At 59.1% G+C, this 19817-nt stretch carries 23 protein-coding genes; 6 read left to right on the top strand and 17 right to left on the bottom strand.

Going from position 1 to position 19817, the window contains the following annotated elements:
• Window position 1: 1 nt before the first annotated feature.
• Complete coding sequence (gene chrA / locus DXT88_RS07310; protein ID WP_050977768.1) at window positions 2–1354, top strand: chromate efflux transporter; 1353 nt, start codon at window positions 2–4, stop codon at window positions 1352–1354.
• Window positions 1355–1444: 90 nt separating this feature from the next.
• Here chrA and DXT88_RS07305 read toward each other — a convergent pair whose 3' ends face one another.
• The 8 genes from DXT88_RS07305 to DXT88_RS07270 form a co-directional block, all read right to left on the bottom strand.
• The gene (locus DXT88_RS07305; RefSeq protein ID WP_016836260.1) at window positions 1445–2371 is read right to left on the bottom strand and encodes a LysR substrate-binding domain-containing protein; all 927 of its coding nucleotides are present in this window, start codon (window positions 2369–2371) and stop codon (window positions 1445–1447) included.
• Between the two features lie 54 nt (window positions 2372–2425).
• Entirely contained in the window at window positions 2426–3349 is a 924-nt protein-coding gene (locus DXT88_RS07300; protein WP_265212318.1) for a DedA family protein/thiosulfate sulfurtransferase GlpE, read from the bottom strand.
• Window positions 3350–3436: 87 nt separating this feature from the next.
• Window positions 3437–4093, bottom strand: coding sequence for a YoaK family protein (locus DXT88_RS07295; RefSeq protein WP_265212317.1), 657 nt, complete (start codon window positions 4091–4093; stop codon window positions 3437–3439).
• 76 nt (window positions 4094–4169) lie between these two features.
• Window positions 4170–4622 carry a DoxX family protein gene (locus DXT88_RS07290; RefSeq protein ID WP_265212316.1) on the bottom strand — a complete coding sequence of 151 codons (453 nt, stop codon included), beginning with the start codon at window positions 4620–4622 and terminating at the stop codon, window positions 4170–4172.
• A 33-nt stretch (window positions 4623–4655) separates the two neighbouring features.
• A complete protein-coding gene (locus tag DXT88_RS07285) occupies window positions 4656–4823 on the bottom strand; it encodes a DUF1427 family protein (protein ID WP_016836256.1) in 168 nt (55 codons plus the stop codon).
• Window positions 4820–5023 carry a DUF1427 family protein gene (locus tag DXT88_RS07280; RefSeq protein WP_029363941.1) on the bottom strand — a complete coding sequence of 68 codons (204 nt, stop codon included), beginning with the start codon at window positions 5021–5023 and terminating at the stop codon, window positions 4820–4822. The genes DXT88_RS07285 and DXT88_RS07280 overlap by 4 nt, the downstream gene beginning before the upstream one ends.
• A 13-nt stretch (window positions 5024–5036) precedes the next feature.
• Entirely contained in the window at window positions 5037–6902 is a 1866-nt protein-coding gene (locus DXT88_RS07275; protein WP_265212314.1) for an amidohydrolase, read from the bottom strand.
• Window positions 6903–7007: 105 nt separating this feature from the next.
• Window positions 7008–7661: a hydrolase gene (locus DXT88_RS07270; RefSeq protein ID WP_265212312.1), complete on the bottom strand. Its 654-nt coding sequence runs from the start codon at window positions 7659–7661 to the stop codon at window positions 7008–7010.
• Between the two features lie 341 nt (window positions 7662–8002).
• Between DXT88_RS07270 and dkgB the strand changes: the two genes are divergently transcribed.
• Together dkgB and DXT88_RS07260 are read left to right on the top strand one after the other, a co-directional pair.
• Window positions 8003–8806 carry a 2,5-didehydrogluconate reductase DkgB gene (gene dkgB, locus DXT88_RS07265; protein WP_265212310.1) on the top strand — a complete coding sequence of 268 codons (804 nt, stop codon included), beginning with the start codon at window positions 8003–8005 and terminating at the stop codon, window positions 8804–8806.
• A 281-nt stretch (window positions 8807–9087) separates the two neighbouring features.
• On the top strand, window positions 9088–10113 hold the full coding sequence (locus tag DXT88_RS07260) for an alpha/beta hydrolase (RefSeq protein ID WP_265212308.1): 1026 nt from the start codon (window positions 9088–9090) through the stop codon (window positions 10111–10113).
• Between the two features lie 93 nt (window positions 10114–10206).
• On the opposite strand, the gene DXT88_RS07255 is transcribed toward DXT88_RS07260, so the two are convergent.
• Both DXT88_RS07255 and DXT88_RS07250 read right to left on the bottom strand, forming a co-directional pair.
• On the bottom strand, window positions 10207–11505 hold the full coding sequence (locus tag DXT88_RS07255; RefSeq protein ID WP_265212306.1) for an MFS transporter: 1299 nt from the start codon (window positions 11503–11505) through the stop codon (window positions 10207–10209).
• Between the two features lie 106 nt (window positions 11506–11611).
• Window positions 11612–12046 carry a MarR family winged helix-turn-helix transcriptional regulator gene (locus tag DXT88_RS07250; protein WP_265212305.1) on the bottom strand — a complete coding sequence of 145 codons (435 nt, stop codon included), beginning with the start codon at window positions 12044–12046 and terminating at the stop codon, window positions 11612–11614.
• 451 nt (window positions 12047–12497) lie between these two features.
• On the opposite strand from DXT88_RS07250, the gene DXT88_RS07245 reads away from it, so the two are divergent.
• Both DXT88_RS07245 and DXT88_RS07240 read left to right on the top strand, forming a co-directional pair.
• A complete protein-coding gene (locus DXT88_RS07245) occupies window positions 12498–12707 on the top strand; it encodes a KGG domain-containing protein (RefSeq protein WP_016833239.1) in 210 nt (69 codons plus the stop codon).
• 77 nt (window positions 12708–12784) lie between these two features.
• Complete coding sequence (locus tag DXT88_RS07240) at window positions 12785–13798, top strand: SDR family oxidoreductase (RefSeq protein ID WP_265212302.1); 1014 nt, start codon at window positions 12785–12787, stop codon at window positions 13796–13798.
• 103 nt (window positions 13799–13901) lie between these two features.
• On the opposite strand, the gene DXT88_RS07235 is transcribed toward DXT88_RS07240, so the two are convergent.
• From DXT88_RS07235 to DXT88_RS07210, 6 genes are all read right to left on the bottom strand, one after another.
• Window positions 13902–14327, bottom strand: coding sequence for a CBS domain-containing protein (locus tag DXT88_RS07235; protein WP_265212301.1), 426 nt, complete (start codon window positions 14325–14327; stop codon window positions 13902–13904).
• Window positions 14328–14514: 187 nt separating this feature from the next.
• The gene (locus tag DXT88_RS07230; RefSeq protein WP_083830863.1) at window positions 14515–14724 is read right to left on the bottom strand and encodes a hypothetical protein; all 210 of its coding nucleotides are present in this window, start codon (window positions 14722–14724) and stop codon (window positions 14515–14517) included.
• 93 nt (window positions 14725–14817) lie between these two features.
• Window positions 14818–15000: a hypothetical protein gene (locus DXT88_RS07225; RefSeq protein WP_016833236.1), complete on the bottom strand. Its 183-nt coding sequence runs from the start codon at window positions 14998–15000 to the stop codon at window positions 14818–14820.
• Window positions 15001–15184: 184 nt separating this feature from the next.
• Window positions 15185–15544, bottom strand: a complete 360-nt coding sequence (locus DXT88_RS07220; protein WP_265212299.1) for a DUF4399 domain-containing protein — start codon at window positions 15542–15544, stop codon at window positions 15185–15187.
• 181 nt (window positions 15545–15725) lie between these two features.
• A complete protein-coding gene (locus DXT88_RS07215) occupies window positions 15726–15914 on the bottom strand; it encodes a hypothetical protein (RefSeq protein ID WP_265212297.1) in 189 nt (62 codons plus the stop codon).
• A 361-nt stretch (window positions 15915–16275) separates the two neighbouring features.
• Window positions 16276–16878, bottom strand: coding sequence for a winged helix-turn-helix transcriptional regulator (locus DXT88_RS07210; RefSeq protein WP_265212296.1), 603 nt, complete (start codon window positions 16876–16878; stop codon window positions 16276–16278).
• 91 nt (window positions 16879–16969) lie between these two features.
• Between DXT88_RS07210 and DXT88_RS07205 the strand changes: the two genes are divergently transcribed.
• On the top strand, window positions 16970–17437 hold the full coding sequence (locus tag DXT88_RS07205; RefSeq protein ID WP_265212295.1) for a MaoC family dehydratase: 468 nt from the start codon (window positions 16970–16972) through the stop codon (window positions 17435–17437).
• Window positions 17438–17471: 34 nt separating this feature from the next.
• Here the strand turns inward: DXT88_RS07205 and DXT88_RS07200 are convergent, their stop codons facing one another.
• On the bottom strand, window positions 17472–19391 hold the full coding sequence (locus DXT88_RS07200; RefSeq protein WP_265212294.1) for a putative bifunctional diguanylate cyclase/phosphodiesterase: 1920 nt from the start codon (window positions 19389–19391) through the stop codon (window positions 17472–17474).
• Window positions 19392–19817 lie beyond the last annotated feature (426 nt).

The raw sequence follows: 19817 nt of genomic DNA, 5'->3' as shown, positions 1-19817 counted from the left end.
GATCGAAGTCACGTCGCCAGCCAACGACGACATATCTCCGTCAGTGAATTTTCGAGAGGCCTTTCTTTTCTGGTTGAAGTTGGGTTTCATCAGCTTCGGCGGCCCTGCCGGACAGATTTCGATCATGCATCAAGAGCTTGTGGAAAACCGTCGCTGGATATCGGAGCGACGATTTTTACATGCGTTGAATTACTGCATGTTATTGCCTGGCCCCGAAGCTCAACAGCTTGCGACATACATTGGCTGGTTAATGCATAGAACGTTTGGGGGCATCGTTGCCGGCGTCCTGTTTGTCTTCCCGTCCTTGCTGATCTTGATTATCTTGTCGTGGCTATACATCGCCTTTGGCCATTTACCGGTTGTGGAAGGTCTGTTCTATGGCATCAAGCCTGCCGTGACTGCCATCGTCCTGCAGGCAGCGCATCGCATCGGTTCTCGCGCCCTCAAGAATAATGTCCTGTGGGCGATTGCCGCAGTTTCGTTTGTCGCCATTTTTGCACTCAATCTGCCGTTTCCGCTCATTGTGGCGATGGCAGCACTGATCGGCTACCTTGGAGGAAAAATAGCACCGTCGAAATTCGCTGTTGGCGGAGGGCATGGAGCCTCAAAGAAATCATTCGGAAAGGCATTGATTGACGATGACACGCCAACACCACGGCATGCGCTGTTCAGCTGGACTGGACTGCTCAAAATCGTACTGATCGGTGCGCTTCTATGGGCCATCCCGATGTGTGGGCTGACCGCGATCTATGGCTGGGAACATACCTACGCTCAAATGGGATGGTTCTTTACCAAGGCCGCACTCATGACATTCGGCGGAGCCTACGCCGTTTTGCCCTACGTCTATCAAGGCGCTGTCGGCCATTTCTCCTGGTTGACGCCGACTCAGATGATTGACGGTCTGGCATTGGGAGAGACGACACCGGGACCACTTATTATGGTGGTGGCATTCGTCGGCTTTGTTGGCGGTTACGCCAAAGCCGTCTTGGGACCAGATCACCTGTTTTTGGCCGGAGCAATGGCAGCTTCGCTCGTCACCTGGTTCACCTTTCTGCCATCGTTTCTATTCATCCTGGCAGGCGGGCCGCTCGTTGAGGCAACGCATCAAGATATCAAATTCACGGCGCCACTCACCGCGATTACTGCTGCGGTGGTCGGTGTTATCTTAAATTTAGCGACGTTTTTCGGCTTTCATGTGCTGTGGCCGAAAGGATGGGATCAGGGTTTTGACTGGATCTCTGCGCTGATTGCCCTGGCAGCAGTGGTTGCGTTGTTTCGCTTTAAACGCAATGTCATTCACGTCATCGTCGTATGCGCAGTACTTGGACTTATCGCCAGAACAGTGATTTTTTAATCGCTGCAATATAGATGCAGATTGGCGGCGTCTTTGCCATGCGAGCTGATGGCGCTGTGCGTGCGCGCAGTAGGTGCGTACACTCAGACGCTACAAACCGCCGTCGACGATCTGCGACAGCATGCGATTGAGGATGTCCGTTTCGCGCATGCGCTTGAGCCACCAGGTCAGTGCGGCGCCGTCTTCACCGACGCGCCAGGCCAGCGAAAACGTTTCCTCCGCGCGCGGCTGCTCGACTTCCTTGACCACCAGCGCGCCGGATGCGATCGACTTCCGCACGCACGGCTCCGGCAAGAATCCGAAGCCCACGCCGGCCAGTTGCAACGCATATTTGCTGCGCATGTCCGGCACCGTCAGGGTGTCCTGGCCGAACAGCAGGCCAACGGTGCGCGGCGGCATCTTGCGCGCCGAGTCGGCGACGCTGATGGCGCGGTAAGGATGCAGGTCGGCCTTGCTCAGGACCTTGTCCATCTTCGCCAGCGGATGATGCGGCGCCACCACGAAGACGAACTTCACCGTGCCGATCTGCTCCGCCACATAGCCGCCGCCTGCCGGTCCTTCGCCGGGCGCCGCAATCAGCAGGTCGACGCGGCGATCAAGCAGCGCTTCCCAGGTGCCGGCCAGCGACTCGCGCGCGATGCGCAGGCGCGTGCGGTCGGCGACCTGGTAGAACGCCACGATGTCCGACTCCAGCGATGCCGCCGAATACAGTGAATCGAGGCCGATGGTGAATTCGGTTTCCCAGCCGGAGGCGACGCGGCGCACGCGATGCTCGAGGTCTTCCGCCGCCTTGAGCAGGTAGCGCCCCTCCTTCAGCAATTCTTCACCGGCGCGCGTGAGCACAACTTTGGGGCCCTGCCGGTCGAACACCTGCACGCCGAGGTCCTGCTCCAGCTTCGACACCGTATAGGAAATCGTCGACGGCACCCGATGCAGCTCCAGCCCGGCCGCGGAAAACGAACCGCGCCGGTCGATCGCATCGAGAATCAACAGGGCATCGAGACTGATTCTGAACATGGAATTTTCCGAAAAATAGAGTCGAACGAAGAGCAGAACGAAGAGTAAAACGCCTCAGGCTTCGATCGAATAGCCCGCCGCCACCCAGGCGTCGATGCCGCCGGTGAGCGGCCGCACGCGCTTGTAGCCGCGCCGCATGAGTTGCTTGGCGACCAGCGCGGCCGAGGCTTCATTGGGACAGGCGCAGTAGACGATGACTTCATCTTCCATCGGCGCGTCGAACGCGAAAGTCTGGATCTCCTGGTTGGAAATCGTCAGCGCGCCGGGAATCCGGCCGATCTGCTGCGAGGCCGGCGAACGCACGTCGACGATGGTCGGGCGCACGCCGCTCTTGAGCAGGCCATCCAGCTCGCTGACCGAGATGCGCGCCATTTCCAGCGACTTGCGGAAGCGGCGGCGCTGCCACCATTTGCTGGCGATGAAGACGGCGAAGCCGATCAGCACCAGCATCATGCCGTACTGACCGAGCTCGGCCAACACGCTCAGCACGTCGTCGATGGCGGTGTTGAACAACGCGCCGAGAAAGATCGCCAGTCCCGACCACAAGGCCGCACCGACGCCGTCGTACAACAGGAACTTGCCGCGCGAAGTCCCGACGGTGCCGGCCAGCGCGCTGGCGATCGAGGCGAAACCGGGAATGAATTTGGCGACCAGCAGCGAACGTGCGCCCCAGCGCGAATAGATCGACTCGGTCTGGCGTACGCAGGAATCAGGAGAAAGGGAAATGCGGCACAGCGTCGACATGATGCGGCGACCGTAGCGGCGGCCGGCCAGGTACCAGACGTAGTCGGCGATCAGCGCGGCGACCACCGCCACCAGCAGCAGCAACACCACGGGGTACTGGCCGCGCCAGGCGAGCGCGCCGGTGATCACCAGCGTCGGATAAGCGGGAATCGGCGCGCCCAGCTGCTCGGTCAGCACGTTCAGGAATACGATGATCAGACCGTACTGTTCTATCAGGTGATACAAGTAACTCATCGCTGTTCCACTGCCTTCCCGTTTTTTACTTCCTGCCGACTTTCATCGTTCGATTACCTCAACGCACATTATAGGTCGAAGCGGCGTTCAGGCCTTGCTCGCTTGCGCTGCACGGAATTCCGCAACGATCATCGCAATCAGGATAAACACCGGCAACAACAGCGCGAAGAACAACGCCTGATGGTAGGCAAACGCCCCGCCGATCGCACCCACGCCGAACGCCACGATGGGCCAGAAGAATTTGACGCAGCGCTGGCGCACCGTGTCATCCGCTGCGCCGCGCACGATGTCGGTCACGTCGATGACCAGTTGCGTGACGTTGCCGGTCATGACGGTAGTTGGCGCCGCCTGCGGCAAAATCAAGCGGGCGGCGGCGTTCTGGATACCCATCGCAGCAGCGCCGAACATGCCTGCCAGCAAGGCGGCGGTGGCGCGTGCATCGGCCACGCCGACCGGCGCAATGCTCTGGCCGAAGCCCATGAACGCCAGCAGGAAAACCAGTTGCAGCATCAGCACCCAAGGCAAGGCCGGCTTGCCGCTGCGCTCCAGCGCAAGCACCACCAGCCGTGTCATGACTACCGACAGGATGAACGCCGGAAAAGCCAGGAACTTGATCAATACGCCGTGGGAAGGATTCGCCAGTTCGCTGCCGATCAGCACGAAGTTGCCGGTGACGTGGGCGGTGAACAATCCGAACAAGGCGACGAAGCCCAGCGTATCCACGTAGCCGGCCACGAAACTCATGGCAATGCCCTGGCAGGTGGCGCGATTAGGATAACGAAATGAAGTAACGCGATCGGGACTATTCAGCGCAGCCATCTCAGTCCTCGACTTTGTTCGCCAGGGCGGCGTCGATCGAATAGCGGCCGGCGCCCATCAAGGCGATGCTGCCGAACACGATCATCAGCAACCAGCCGAACTGGCCCTCCGCCACGCTCCAGTCAGGGTGCACCAGGAACATCGACACGCCCAGCAACACCAGCACTGCCGCGCTGGCCAGCCGCGTCAGGATGCCGGGTACGATCAGCACCGGGCACAGGACTTCGGCAAAGATCGCGAAGCCGAGCGTGAACGCGCGGCCGACGTGCAGCGGATCGTCAATATGCGCCAGCTCGCCGGCGAAGTTGATGATCTTGGGCAGGCCGTGCACATACAGCAGCAGCAAGGCGCCGCTCAGGCGCAGGAACAGCAGGCCGAGATCCTGGGCCGGCGCCCACAGCAGGCGCAGGAAAAAATTTTGTTTCGCGGTTGGCGCAGTTTGAAATGTTTGCATGTCGATTCTCCTGAATCAGAAATAACGGAAATATCAGAAGTGCCCCGCCAGCACATAGCCGGCAAGCACGTAACCCAATGTCATGGCCACCACCAGCGAAGCGCCGACTGGGGTCGGCGGCGTCGGCGACGGCAGGCCGAACCAGCGGCAGACCGCGCCGATCAGCGTGCCCAGCACGGCGCCCGTGAACAGCGCGCTCATGCTTGCACCCCGGCTTGCTTTGCCTTGGCTTCCTTGGCGGCCAGGTAACGATCCACCAGCCAGTAGCCGCTGCTCATCATGAACACCAGGAAGGCGCCGCTCAGGACCGGCGGCGACGGCACCGGGATTTGCGCGAGGTGGCAGCAAAAGCCGACCACGAAGGAGAGCAACAGGCCCCAGATGATTTTGGAATAAGTCATGTTGATACTCCGATCAGAACGCGAAGCAGCTGCAACCGAGCGCGCCCCAGAAGCCTGAGAAATTCGACGCCGGCACCGACGAGCGGCGCGCGACATCGTGCGAGTGAGCATGCACGTTGCAAGCGCCTGCGCACTGATGCGGCAGGATAGCCCGGCGTTGCTGCTGCCCGCTCTGCGTGCCCGACTTGCGTGCGCTGTAGTGGCCCGGCACGTTCTTCACCGGCGACCAGTCCGGCAGCACCGGGATGGCCGGCGGCGCCAGCGGGTCGAACTCATCGGCGCCGTAGACGATCTTGCCGCCGACCACGGTCATCACCGATTCGATGGCCTTGATGTCTTCTTCGGCGACGCTGAAGAAGTCGGACGACAACACCACCAGATCAGCCAACTGTCCGGCCTTGATACGGCCCTTCTTGTCCTGCTCGTTGGAGAACCAGGCGCTGCCTGCGGTCCACAGTTCCAGCGCGGTTTCACGCGGCAAACCGGCTTCGGCCAGTTGCAGGCCGCCTACGGTCTTGCCCGAGACCAGCCAGTACAGCGCGGTCCACGGGTTGTAGCTGGCGACGCGGGTGGCATCGGTGCCGGCGCCGACCGGCACGCCCATGTCCAGCATGCGCGCCACCGGCGGCGTCGCCCTGGCGGCTTCCTTGCCGTAGCGGTCGACGAAATATTCGCCCTGGAACGCCATTCGGTGCTGGATCGCCAGGCCGCCGCCGAGTTCGCGCACGCGCTCGATGTTGCGCGGCGAGATGGTTTCGGCGTGGTCGAAGATCCAGTGCAGGCCGTTGAAAGGAATGTCGCGATTCACTTTTTCGAAGACGTCGAGCATGCGGCTGATCGATTCATCGTAGGTCGCATGCAGGCGGAACGGCCAGCGGTTGGACACCAGATGGCGCACGACCTTCTCGAGTTCGTCTTCCATGCCTGCGGCGAGTTCCGGACGCGGTTCGAGGAAGTCCTCAAAGTCGGCCGCCGAGAACACCAGCATTTCGCCGGCGCCGTTGTGGCGATAGAAGTCGTCGCCCTGGCCCGGCTTGATCATGTCGGTCCAGCGCTGGAAGTCGCCCAGCTCCTTGCCCTTGTTCTGCGTGAAGAGGTTGTAGGCGATGCGCACGGTGAGCTGTTGCTCGCGCGCCAGCTGGTCGATGATGGCGTAGTCTTCCGGATAATTCTGGAAACCGCCGCCGGCGTCGATCACGCTGGTGACGCCGAGGCGATTGAGTTCGCGCATGAACTGGCGCGTCGAATTGACTTGCTGCTCGAGCGGCAGCGACGGGCCTTTGGCCAGCGTCGCGTAGAGGATCATGGCATTGGGACGGGCGATCAGCATGCCGGTCGGATTGCCGGCGGCGTCGCGCTGGATCTCGCCTCCCGGCGGATTCGGGGTGTCCTTGTTGTAACCGACGGCGCGCAGCGCAGCCTGGTTGAGCAAGGCGCGATCATACAAATGCAGGATGAACACCGGGGTGTCGGGCGCGGCGGCGTTGATTTCTTCCAGCGTCGGCATGCGGCGCTCGGCAAACTGGAACTCGGTCCAGCCGCCGACCACGCGCACCCACTGCGGATGCGGTGTGCGCAAGGCCTGTTCGCGCAACATGCGCAAGGCGTCAGCCAGCGAAGGCACGCCTTCCCAGCGCAGTTCGAGGTTGTAGTTGAGGCCGCCGCGGATCAGGTGGATGTGCGAATCGTTCAGGCCCGGCACCACGCTGCGGCCGTTCAGGTCGACCACTTTGGTGGCGTCGCCGCGATGGCGCATGGCGGCTTCGGCGTCGCCGACGGCGAGGAACTTGCCGTCCTTGATCGCGACGGCGCTTGCCAGCGGCTGTGCTTTGTCGATGGTGTGGAAATTTCCGTTCAGCAGAATCAGGTCGGCGCTCATGTTCACTCCTGGGGTTGTTCGTTGGTGTTGTGTTGTCAGGGGAGGTCTAAAACTACGGGATCCCGTTCGTGGGGAAGCGGGATCCCGGAAATACGTGCCGAAGAATTAATGGCCTTCGGAAGCGTTGAACATGGTCTTTGCGTAAATCAGGCCCAGGCCGTAAGCGCCGCCATTGGCGATCGCGGTGGTGACGGTTTCATTGTAGGTCTCGGTACGAGCCCAGTCACGTTGCAGTTCGAGCAGGTATTGCAGCGAAGTCATCGGACGTGCACCCAGCTGGATCATGCGTTCGACGGCGCGTTGATGCGCTTCGTTGGAGACATCGCCGCTGGCGTCGGTGATGACATAGACTTCAAAGCCCTGGTCCAGCGCCGACAGCGCAGGGCCGACGATGCAGACCGAGGTCCAGAGGCCGGCCAGCACGATCTTTTCCTTGCCGATGGCGTTGACGCGGTCGGCGATGCGCGGGTCTTCCCAGGTGTTCATGCTGGTGCGGTCGATCACTTCGTCGTTCGGGAACACCGATTTGATTTCATCGAACATCGGGCCGGAGAAGGATTTTTCGGCGACGGTCGTCAAAATCGTCGACACCTTGAATTCCTTGGCGGCCTTGGCGACCAGGGCGACGTTATTGCGCAGCGTGACCATATCGATCGAGTGCGTGGCAAACGACATTTGCGACTGATGGTCGATCATGATCAGGGTGTGGTTGGTTGGGTTCAACAGTGTTTTGCCTGGTTGTGCTTTTGCGATTGCCATGATGTTCTCCTGAGGTATTGACGATTAATTCGATAAGGGGTGATTGCTGCGTTGGTGTCCGTCTTTGTCTGTGCCGTTCACCATGGAGCGAAGTATGGGCGAACGACGTATGAAAGAAAAACGGAAAGAATAACGATCAATCATCGAAATATTCGAAAATAGAATCAGGCAGCTTCGGCGCGATCGATATTTGCCTTGGACGCAATAAAGTTTTGCCTTGCACCGTATTTTTGCAATAGCACTTTGCCCGCATACTGCGGTCCATGGAGTAAGCCCCGCCAGCTTCCACCGCCTTCGCGTCGGCCATCGTCCGCGCACCATTTCAACCTTCAAGGAATTCCATGAACACCATTCCCGCTTTCGGCCTCGGTACCTTTCGCCTGAAAGGACAGCAAGTCATCGGCTCCGTCACCAACGGCCTCGAACTCGGTTACCGCCACATCGACACTGCGCAGATCTACGGCAACGAAGCCGAGGTGGGCCAAGCCGTCACCGCTGCCGGCTTGGCGCGCAAGGACTTGTTCGTCACCACCAAGATCTGGACCGACAACCTCGGCAAGAACAAACTGATTCCGAGCCTGAAGGACAGTCTGGCCAAACTGCAGATGGACCAGGTCGACCTGACGCTGATCCACTGGCCCGCGCCCAACGACAGCATCGCCGTCGCGACCTGTATGGAAGCGCTGGCCGAAGCCAAGGCGCAGGGACTGACCAGGCTGATCGGCGTGTCCAACTTCACCATTGCCCATCTGCAGCAAGCCATCGCCGTTGTCGGCGCACAGGAAATCGCCACCCAGCAGATCGAGATCCACCCCTTCCTGCAAAACCGCAAAGTGGTCGAGTTCGCGCGCAGCCAAGGCATCCACCTGACGGCCTACATGCCGCTGGCTTACGGCAAGGTGATGGACGATCCAACCATCATTGAGATTGCCGGGGCGCACCAAGCCAATCCGGCCCAGATCGCGCTGGCGTGGTCGCTGCAGCAAGGCTTCGCAACGATTCCTTCATCGACCAAGCGAGCCAATTTGGAAAGCAATCTGGCAGCGCAGAACATCAGCCTCAGCGACGCCGAGATGGCCGCCATCGCCAAGCTGGACAAGGGAGAACGCCTTGCCAATCCGGACTTTGCGCCGCAGTGGGATTGATTGATGCAGCGTTGATGCTGCGTTGATGCATTGCTTGCGCCCGCATGGCGCAAGCCCCCCCCACTCCCTGCCGGAAGGCAAAAAATGATGTTGTTGTATTTTGTTTTAAATTGCTTGCAATTTAATTTTCAACAATTTATTATTCGTTCCATGCACTGCCCCTCGCCCCAGAAAGGCAAGCGCATGCATGACTTGTTTCATCTGCCAAAGCATCAAATACATTGTACACAATTTAATTGTTCGAATACAAAACCCCTCGCCCCTCCCCGAAAGGAAACATCATGAAATCGATCAAACAATTGCTCGCCCTCAGCGCCATCGCCCTCGCCGCCGCTTCGGCCGCCCAATCTGCCTCCGCTGCTTCCGTGGAACCGCAAACCCAAGGCTTCCTCGACGCGCTGGCCGCCGCCGGCGGTCCTGCTATCTATACGCTGACACCTGAACAAGCGCGCAACCTGCTGGCCGGCGCACAGTCCGGCAAGGTCGCCAAGCCGGCCGCCGACATCGAAGACCGCGTGATCCCGGTCGGTCCGACCGGCAGCACCCGCATCCGCATCCTGCGTCCGCAAGGCAACAAGGAAACACTGCCGGTGGTGATGTACTTCCACGGCGCCGGCTGGGTGATGGGCGACGTCAATACGCATGATCGCCTGGTGCGCCAGATCGTCGACGGCGCCAAGGTCGCCGTGGTCTTCGTCGACTACGACCGCTCGCCGGAAGCGCGCTATCCGATCGCCATCGAACAGGACTACGCCGCGACCAAATACGTCGCCGAACATGCTGCGGAATTCAACGTCGATGCAAGCCGCCTGGCGATTGCCGGCGACAGCGTGGGCGGCAACATGACTGCCGTGGTGAGCCTGCTGGCGAAGGAACGCAAGGGTCCGGCGATCAAGTACCAGGTGCTGTTCTATCCGGTGACCGACACCAATTTTGAAAACGGTTCGTACAACCAGTTCGCCAACGGCCCATGGCTGACCAGGGAAGCGATGAAGTGGTTCTGGAACGCCTACCTGCCGGCCGGCGCCAACCGCAAGGATCCGCATATCGCGCCGCTGAACGCCACACTGGAACAGTTGAAGGATCTCCCGCCGGCGCTGGTCATCACGGATGAAAACGACGTCCTGCGCGATGAAGGAGAAGCCTATGCCGCCAAGCTGGCCAAGGCCGGCGTGCCGGTGACACAGGTGCGCTACCTCGGCACCATCCATGACTTCGTGATGCTCAATGCGCTGGGCGACACCCCTGCTGCGAAGAGCGCCGTCGATCTGGCGACCTCCAGCCTGCGCAAGGCGCTGGCCAGGTAATCCCGCAGCAATCGCCCTGCAACAGCGCAAAAACAAAAACGCCCGCTTCATCAACGTGAAGCGGGCGTTTTTGCGTGGCACGGAAGAAGCCGTTTATGCAGGAACCGCCACCGGCTTGTCATGCTGCTGCCCCTTGATGCGCAACACCATCACCGCGCCGACCAGGCAGGCCACGCCCATCAGCATCGACGACGCCGTGTAGTCGCCGAGGTTGGCGCGCATGAAGCCCGAGATCGTGGTGGCGGCGGCGGCGCCAAGCTGATGACCGGCGACGATCCAGCCGAATACGATCGGTGCAGCCAGGCGGCCGAACACATCGTTGGCCAGACGCACGGTCGGCGGCACGGTGGCGATCCAGTCGAGACCGTAGAAGATCGCGAACACGGTCAGGCCGAAATAATCGAGACCGAACGCATACGGCAGGAAGATCAGCGCGATGCCGCGCAGGCCGTAGTACCAGAACAGCAGCACGCGCGGATTGAAACGATCCGACAGCCAGCCGGACAAGGTGGTGCCGACCAGATCGAGCATGCCCATCGCCGCCAGGATGCTGGCGCCGCCGACTTCGGAAATGCCGTAGTCGTTGCACATGGCGATGAACTGCGTGCCGATGTAGCCATTGGTGCTCATGCCGCAGACGAAGAAGCTGAAAAACAGCAGCCAGAAATCGCGCACCTTCATCGCCTGGCGCAGCGCGTCGAACGCGATCGCCAGCGGGTTGCGCGCCTTCACGGCCGCATCCTCCGGCGCGTCGGCGGCCTGGCCGTAGCGACGCAGGCCGACGTCGGATGGACGCTCCGGCAGGAACAAGGCCACCAGCGGTACGGCGACGGCGGCGACGATCGCCACCAGGAAGGCCACCGAACGCCAACCGTAATGCTCGACCATCGATGCCATCAGCGGCAGGAACACCATTTGCCCGGTCGCGGCGCTGGCCGTCAGCAAGCCCATCGCCAGGCCGCGACGCATTTCAAACCAGCGGCTGACGATGGTGGCGCCCAGCGTATTGGCGGCGACGCCGGTGCCGGAGCCGACCAGCAAACCCCATGTCATCACCATGTGCCACGGCATCTGCATCAGCGTGCTGAGCGCGGTGCCGATCGACAGCAGCACCAGCGCGCCCATCACCACGGGACGAATGCCGAAACGCTGCATGGCGGCGGCGGCGAACGGGCCGATCAGACCGTACAAGGCAATGTTGAAGGAAATCGCCAGCGAGATGGTGGAACGGTTCCAGCCGAATTCATGTTCCAGCGGCAGGATCATGACCGACGGCGTAGCGCGGATGCCGGCCGAGGTCAGCAGGACGAGGAAGATCACGGCGACGACGACCCACGCATAACTGAAACGGTGCGAGGTGCGCTGCGCGATGGCTTGAGTGACTTTATTCATGACGCTCATTCAAAATAATGGTGAATAAAAAACCATCAATGCGCGCAGGCATTGATGGCGGATGTATTTAAGCGGCGTTGATACTGCCTGCCCCGGAATTCCCGGATCAGGCTTCCTGCAATTTGTCGTAGGCCTCGTCGATCATGCCCGACAAGGCGGCATGCAAATCCTCGCCGAGCAGGCCGTCGATTTCCAGCTGCGCCGCTACCCAATTGGGGCGGGCGGCAGCCAGCTTGGCCTGACCCGCTTCGCTGAGACCGAGTCCGAACGAGCGCTTGTCGACCTGCTCATCGGGAGGCATGTCGACCGTGGCGATCCAGCCTGCAGCCATCAACGGCTTGATGTTGCGGCTGAGGGTGCTGCGATCCATGCCCATTTCCGCAGCCAGGCGCAGATTGGCGATGGAGCCATGCCGCCCCACCCGGCTCAGCAAGGAGTATTGGCTGATGGTGAGCGCGTCCGGCAGCAAATGCCGGTCGTATATCGAGGTAATCCGCCGCGTCAGACGACGCAGGCGGGTACAGGTGCATTGGTTGAACATGAAAATTCAGCTTTCCGGCAAATTAAACAATCAATGCATATGCATCAATGTATATGCATACTAACCAGCGACAGCAACGCTGTCAAGCTCGTGTTTTAACTGCTGTTTGTCGTGCTGTTTGTCGTGCGCATCACATCATTCTCGAGGCGCATCGCGAGGCGCGATCCTCTTGCCTGCAATTGCAGCATCATCGGCGGTTCCATTTTGGATGATGATGCTGCCCGATACCGCTCTGTAATTTGGCGCCTGTCCCATGCCCCGCATTCTCGCGTTCTTTTTCAACCGAGAGCGCAAGCTCGTCTTCAGCGACGCTGTCATCCTCGCCAGTGGGCGCCGACCTGAAGAGTGGAAATGCTCCGATGCCGATACTCGGCAAAACTATTTACGATCTGTCTCACCAGGTTTGCAGAACGTCCTGGTTTTTCACTTAACCCCCTTAAGGAGAAACACAATGGCTGATCAACAAAACCAAGGTAGCACCAGTAACCGCGGCTTCGCTTCGATGGATCCCGAGAAGCAACGTGAAATCGCAAGTGAAGGCGGCAAGGCTTCCCACGAAAAAGGAACCGGACATGAATTCAGTTCCGAGGAAGCACGTGAAGCTGGCCGCAAGGGTGGCCAAAACAGCCATGGCGGCGGTGGCAACAATCAGTCCCGCTAATCCTTAGCCTCAGGCTGGCAGGCCGCATGCCCAGGGTTTCCGGCATGCGGCCTGATTCTTCTGCAATGGAGTTTCTCATGCGTATTCAACTAAAAAAGATTTCGGATCAAACCATCGTGATTACAGGAGCCACCAGCGGCATCGGCCTTGTGACAGCCAGGCTTGCCGCATCGCGTGGCGCTAATCTCTTGCTAATTGCGCGCAACGAGGACGCCTTGGATCGTATTGCAAAAGAGCTGGATCCTGCCGGAAAGAAAACCATCTGGGCAGTCGCAGACGTGGCCGATCGCTCTGCATTGGAAGAAGCTGCCGCGAAAGCGATCGCTCAATTTGGACAAATCGATACCTGGATCAATAATGCCGGGGTATCCATTTATGGTCGCAATACAGAGGTCTCGTTGGAAGATCAGCGCCGTCTTTTTGACACCAATTACTGGGGTGTCGTGAATGGCAGCCTGGTAGCCGTTGAGCATTTGCGTCAAGCCGGCGGAGCGATCATCAATCTGGGCAGTGAACTGTCGGATGTGGCAGTACCTCTTCAAGGCGCCTATTCCGCATCCAAGCATGCGGTCAAAGGTTTTACCGATTCACTGCGAGTGGAGTTGGCCGAAGAAAACGTTCCCATCTCCGTCACCTTGATCAAACCTGCAGGGGTGGACACGCAATTTGTCCGTCATGCCAAAAACTATATGGAGGTGGAACCCAAATTGCCGCCACCGGTTTATGCACCGGCCATTGCCGCCGAAGCGATTCTCACGGCGGCTCAGCAGCCGCGTCGGGATATCTACGTCGGTGCGGCATCAAAGCTGATCTCCAGCACCAATAAATGCGTCCCCGCTCTGCTGGACGTCTATCTCAAGAACTGCATGTTCTCTCAACAGCGCACCGAGACGCCAAAAACCGACGATGGAAACGCTTTACATGCCCCCCTCGCCAACGCATCGATACGCGAGCGTGGCGGCGCAACGAAAGTCATGCCGCTATCTCCCTACACATTCGCCACCTCCCGCGCACCGGTCGCTTCGCGGCTTGTCTTCCTCGGAATCGCGTTCGTTCTGGGCCGCGCCTTGACGAGCCGTAAACGGGCTTGAAATAAACGGGCTTGAAAATAAACGGGCCTGAGAAACGTATGCGTGAACAAAAGCGGCGGGCCGGCGACTGGTATCGCCGGCTCTTGTTCCTGGTGAGTCTTCCTTACTTGGGCAGGTCGGACGAGATTTCGGCAAGCGTCTCATCCGTCTCCGGTTGTTCTTCTTTGGAGGCGATGTCGCCCAAAGTGACGATACCGACCAGTTGCTTTTCTTCGTTGAGAACGGGAAGGCGACGCAGTTGGTCTCCTCCCATGTATTCCAAGGCTTCTTCCACGGTCTGCTTTTCCAGGCAATAGGCCACTTCGCTGCTCATCAGTTCTTGTACTTCGAGTTGATCCACTGACGAGCGCCTGGCCAGACCACGCACGACCAGATCCCGGTCTGTGACAATGCCCACCAGTTTGCCGGCATCACAAACCGGCAAGGAACCGACGTCCAGTTCATCCATCAGTTTGGCTGCCAACTTCACTTGATCGTGAGGTTGCAAAGTTCTTACGCCACGTGTCATTACTTCAGAAATAATCGTCATCTTCATCTCCTTATTGAATACATGCTGCTAAAACAAATTCGGCGATGGGTCCCTCAACCCGAACGTCATGGCTGGAACGGTATACAGAGCGCACATGGGAAGCTTTCAAAAGGCCCGAAACGCCGAGCAAGTGGGTAACAACGAACCGATGCACCAACACCCAAAGCACTGCTCAAGCTGCGCAGCGCTACGAATCGGAGCGCGCTTTTTTTGCAGACGGACTGTTCGTAGAAATAATTTGTTCCGGCTTGGCTATCTCCTTATTGGCTGTGTCAGTGGAGGTTTCCCGGTTTTCGATCGCTCCCGTGGGAGACGATCCGGGGCGAACAGTTGCATCGCCAGCCCCTTGCGCAGGCGAGATATTTTCACGGGATGGCAGTCTCTTTTCGATACTCATCTTTCTCTCCTTATCTTGGGGTTATAAAAAACACCGCTCTGCACAAAGCGTAGAGCGGTGTAAAGCCAGAAATTGGACTGGCCAGGAGGAAAATCACTTGGTGTTCTTGTGGCTTTGCTGACCGGCCTTGACGTGCTGTTCGTGGCTGCCACCGCGCGAACCTGCAGATTGGCCTTGATTCGACGAGCCGGAGCTGGAACCTGTGTTTTTGTGGCTTTGTTCGCCGGCTTTGACATGTTGCTCGTGGCTTCCGCCGCGGGTATTTTGAGTGGACATAACGTAATTCTCCATAAAAAAAGAAAAGTAGCGCCTCGCCAGAAATTGACGTGACGTAGAAATTCTAAGGAGAAATCTCGTTGTTGATTAGCGGTGGAAGCCGTTTCCGGTCGTAGGGAAGAACTGTCAGCTTTGTCAGTCGCTCTTGTCGAGCTTGGCGCTATTGCACGCCTATTTGCACGTACTATTTGACGATCACATTGATACCGTGACTCAACATATGTCCATAGGAGCGTTGTGCACCGTCGGCGAATTGCGCGAGCAGCTTGTATTTTCCAGGTGGAAGGGAGACTTCAACTTCCGTCTCTCCTTTATCGTAATGTAAATGGCTGTCATCCACGGGAATCACCTTTCCTTCCCCTACCGGCCCATGATCGATTAGCAGGACGTAATGGCCGGTGCCTTCAGTCACCTCTCCCGCGGGGCGCACTTTCATACCGGTGACACCAAAGCGCACTTTGAAAGGACTGGTTACTGTCGCCCCTGTTTTTGGCTCAAGGATCAGCAGCGATTTCTTTTCTGCGTGTGCGACAGAAGCTGCCATTCCTGATGCCAGCAAACTGGCAGCCAACAAAAGTCGGATGAAGAGTAAATTCCGGCAAGACCGCATGGGAGTTTCCTTGTAGTTGGGCTGAGAACAGTCTTCAATGCCAAGGCCGAGGCCGGCCGGAAGATTGAAAACAAGAACGCGCAGCGGAATTGATCAGACCGTTCCCGGCAGCTTTTCAGAGATCACCGTTGTTCCGCCTTTCCGTCAGGCGGCCAAGCATGTTTTCCCGTTCCCAGATATCCCAGTCTTCCCACGCCTTGAGAAATTTCAGGACGAGCCACCCACAGAAAATAAAAATAATGCCAACGACCATAATCGCGAAATCAAGAAGGCCAGACATGATTTCCGGATTCTGGACAGGCATGTCGTGCTCCTTGTTGAAAGACGTATTTGGCTTAAGCGAGGTACCGCAGGAAGGCCATGTCCGACGCCTGATTTCCGCCGGATAGCCTCCTGGCCAGGCATGTTCGCTTTTTTCTTGCGGTTGATGCTGACTTGTATGCGTATCGGAATTATTTAACAGTCGTCGGGTTTTGTGGATCAGAAAAAAGCTTCGGTATATGTAGTCCAAATGGAAGAAACCTGTCAGTGCATCTTGTACGAAAGACCGCAGAAATGGGCTATTGCGCTAATTTACTTCCGTCGGTTGACAGAAACCGGGCAAAAAAATGGCGTCGCAGCAACGACGCCATGGAGACAAACGAAACAGGAAAAATAAAGGGGAATCAGGCGCTGCGCGAAGCCGCCTTCTTGCGCGGCGCCTTGGCCGGCTTGGCTGACTTGCTCTCAGCAAGCATCGCAGACGGACTCGCTGCCGCATCGTTGGCGGCGGCTTCGGCAGCGCGCTCGCGGGCAAAGTTGATGCGCGCCTTCATGCCTTCATTGGCCTGTGGCCCCGGCGCGAACACGAAATCGGGTGAATTCAGGCGCTTACCGCTCTTGCCGTCGATCATTACCGGCTCGGCTTCCTCGCCCGTAGTCGCATCGACCAGCAGTACGCTCGGGCCTTCCGGCGCAAAATGCTTGTTGCCCCAGGTGTTGAGCGCGACCAGAATGGAACGGAAATCGCGTCCCAGGTCGGTCAGGATGTATTCGTGGCGCGGCGGTCGTTCGCTGTATTGGCGGCGCTCCAGCAGGCCGGACTCGACCAGCGAGTTGAGCCGGCGCGTGAGCATGTTCGGTGCGATGTCCAGGCTCTTCTGGAACTGGTCGAAGCGGGTCAGGCCGTGCAGCGCGTCGCGCAGGATCAGGATGCTCCACCACTCGCCCACGCGCTCCAGCGTACGGGCTACCGGGCATTGCATGTTGCCAAAGCTTTTACGTTCCATGGACAAGTCCCATATAGCTGACTATCATTCGGATGAACAACTAACTATCATTTTGCAATCTACATTATAAAACAAGTCAAGAGAGACCGCCATGTCCGTCAATTTGCTCTATCTGGAAGACTTCATCCCCGGCCAGAAATTCAGCCACGCCGACGATGAGGAGTTGAGCGCCGACGCCATCAAGGCGTTCGCTACGCGCTATGATCCGCAGCCCTTCCATCTGGACGAGGCCGCCGCCGCGCAGAGCTTTTTCAGCGGACTGGCCGCGAGCGGCTGGCATACCGCAGCGCTGACCATGCGCTTGCTTGTGAAAACCCTGCCGATCCACGGTGGCATCATCGGCGCCGGCTTTGAGGAATTTCGCTGGCCGCGCCCGACACGTCCGGGTGACCGCTTGCACATCGAGGTGGAAGTGCTGGAACTGAAGTTCTCGCAATCGAAGCCGCACCAGGGCTTTCTCAAGCACCGCGTCACCACCTTCAACCAGGACAACCAGCCGGTGCTGGTCATGACCGGCAATCTGCTGGCGCCGCGTCGTCCGCAAGCGGACAACGGCTGACAAAACCCCGCTGGCGGCGTTTTGTCAGCCGTTATCAGTTATCGAAGATGAACTGCGTGGCCTTGTCGGCCGACAAGGGCCGGCCGTAGAAGTAACCCTGGATTTCATCGCAGCCCCAGGCGCGCAGCAATTCGCGCTGGGTCACGGTTTCCACGCCTTCGGCAATCACCGACAAGCCTAGATGGTGGCCCAGGTTGATGACCGCCTGCACAATCGCCGCGTCTTCGCTGTTGGGACGCAGGTGGCGGATGAAGGACTGGTCGATCTTGAGCTTGTCGATGGAGAATCGCTTGAGGTAAGCCAGCGATGAATAGCCCGTGCCGAAATCGTCGATCGCCAGCGTCAGGCCGCGCTTGCGCAGATCTTCCAGCAATTCGATGGTGCGTTCGACATCGCGCATGACGATGCCTTCGGTGATCTCCAGCTCGATGAAGGACGGATCGATCATGCTTTCGGCGAGCGTCGTGGTGACACGGCGCAGGAAGGATGGATGATGGAACTGGCGCGGCGAAATGTTCACCGCGATGACGAATTTGCGTGGCGTTTCCAGGCTCCATATCTTGGCCTGGCGGCATGCTTCGGCCAGCACCCAGTCGCCGATCGGCACGATCAGTCCGGACTCTTCAGCCAGCGGGATGAAGTCGGCCGGCGAGATCAACTCGCCGTTGCGGCGCCAGCGCACCAGCGCCTCGAAGCCGACCAGGCGATCGTCCGTCAGTCCTTGCTGCGGCTGGAAATGCAACTCCAGCTCATTGCGTTCGATCGCGTGACGCAGTTGCGCCTCCAGCGCCAGGCGTTCCTGCGCGCGCGTGTTGAGCGCATTCGAGTACTGCACGAAGCAATCGCCGCCGGCGTCGCGTGCAGCCTGCAGCGCCGCGTCGGCGTTCTGCAGCAGATGCGCCGGCTCGGCGCCGTCGCGCGGATACTCGGCGCCGCCCATGCTCATGCTGGAAAAAATCTCGTGCTGGCCGAACTCAAATGGCTGGCGCATGTATTCCTGCAAGCTCGACAGGGCTTCCTGGAAGCCGACATTGTCGCCATGGGACTTGTACAGGATCGCCACATTGGCGCCGTTGAGGCGGAACACTTCGCCGCCGTGGCGTTCGGCCGCGCGCTTGATGCGGGTCGCCATTTCCTGCATCAGCCGATCACCGAAGGCATGACCGAGACCGCCGACGACGCGCTCAAAACGGTCGATCATGCCCAGCACCACCGTATGCGGCTGGTCCGCCATCGTCTTGAGGCGACGCTCAAACGAGCCGCGGTGCGCCAGGCCGGTCAACGGATCGTGCGCCGCCTGGAAGGCCAGCACGTTCTCCGAACGGAAGCGCGCCCACACGTGATACATCATGAACAAGGCGGTCAGCAGCATACCGACGCTATAAATATGCACCAGCCGCGAAATTTCGTCGACGCCGCTGTTGGCCATGTCGCCCACTTCGTAGACGCCGGCCTCAACGTCGTGCTTGGCCTTGTCGAGCAGGTCGCGGATGTTGTTGGTCTTGACGTTGAGTTCGCCTAGCAGCAGGCGCACTTTTTCCCGGCTGACCGGCGGCGCCAGCATGATTTTTTCGAGTGCCGGGCCCATCGCCAGCACGGCGTCATAGTTGACGCGCAGGTTGCCCATCTCCGCAGCCTGCTGCAAATCGCGCCGTACGTAATCGAAGTTGTCGGCCATTTCTTCGCTGATCTGGGTTTCCAGCGTATCGAAACGGTCGCGGCCGATGGAAGCGACGTAATACTTGTTAAGCGCCAGCTGGTAACGCAGCAGTGCACTTTCAAAATCGGACAGGTGGCGCAGCGTGGGGATTTTTTCCTGCAGCAGCGGCATCGTCGACGCACGAATATCCCTGGCCGTGCGCGCCATGGCGAAAAACAGCCCGATACCGGCGGCGATCACGACCACCAGCAAACCGTAAATCGCCCAGCGATAAGGTCGGCTGACCACTTGCATACTTGAACCCCAGCGAAGAAAAACCGCCCCCCGGAAACAGCGTCGCGCATGCGTGAGAATGGAGTGATGAACATCGGCCGACCTGCACGCATCCGGCCGTCGCCGTCTGATCAGACGCGGCCGTGCAACATGTCAGTCGATGTCATTTCCCGCTCCCCGTCACCACGACAACGTGATTCCCTGAGTCAGACTGAATCGTTTTATGGGCAGACGCTGCCAGCGCCTGCAATATTGCTTTTTTACCATCGGAACTTGTGCGTCTTTTTTTATTATCGATAGCGCAGAAAATTATACCGGCAATCTCTGGCGCCCCCGCCATTTCCGGGATGCGCGGCACGTCCAGGCGACAAAACTTTGGTAAATTTCCAACAGGCATCACCGAGAACCGGCAACGGGATTGCGCCGGACGGATGTTCAGGACAGATT

The organism is Herbaspirillum lusitanum, assembly GCF_026127345.1.
GTDB lineage: Bacteria > Pseudomonadota > Gammaproteobacteria > Burkholderiales > Burkholderiaceae_D > Herbaspirillum > Herbaspirillum lusitanum.
Note: the sequence above shows the minus strand (reverse complement) of the source record. Positions and strands in the feature narration are given on the sequence as shown.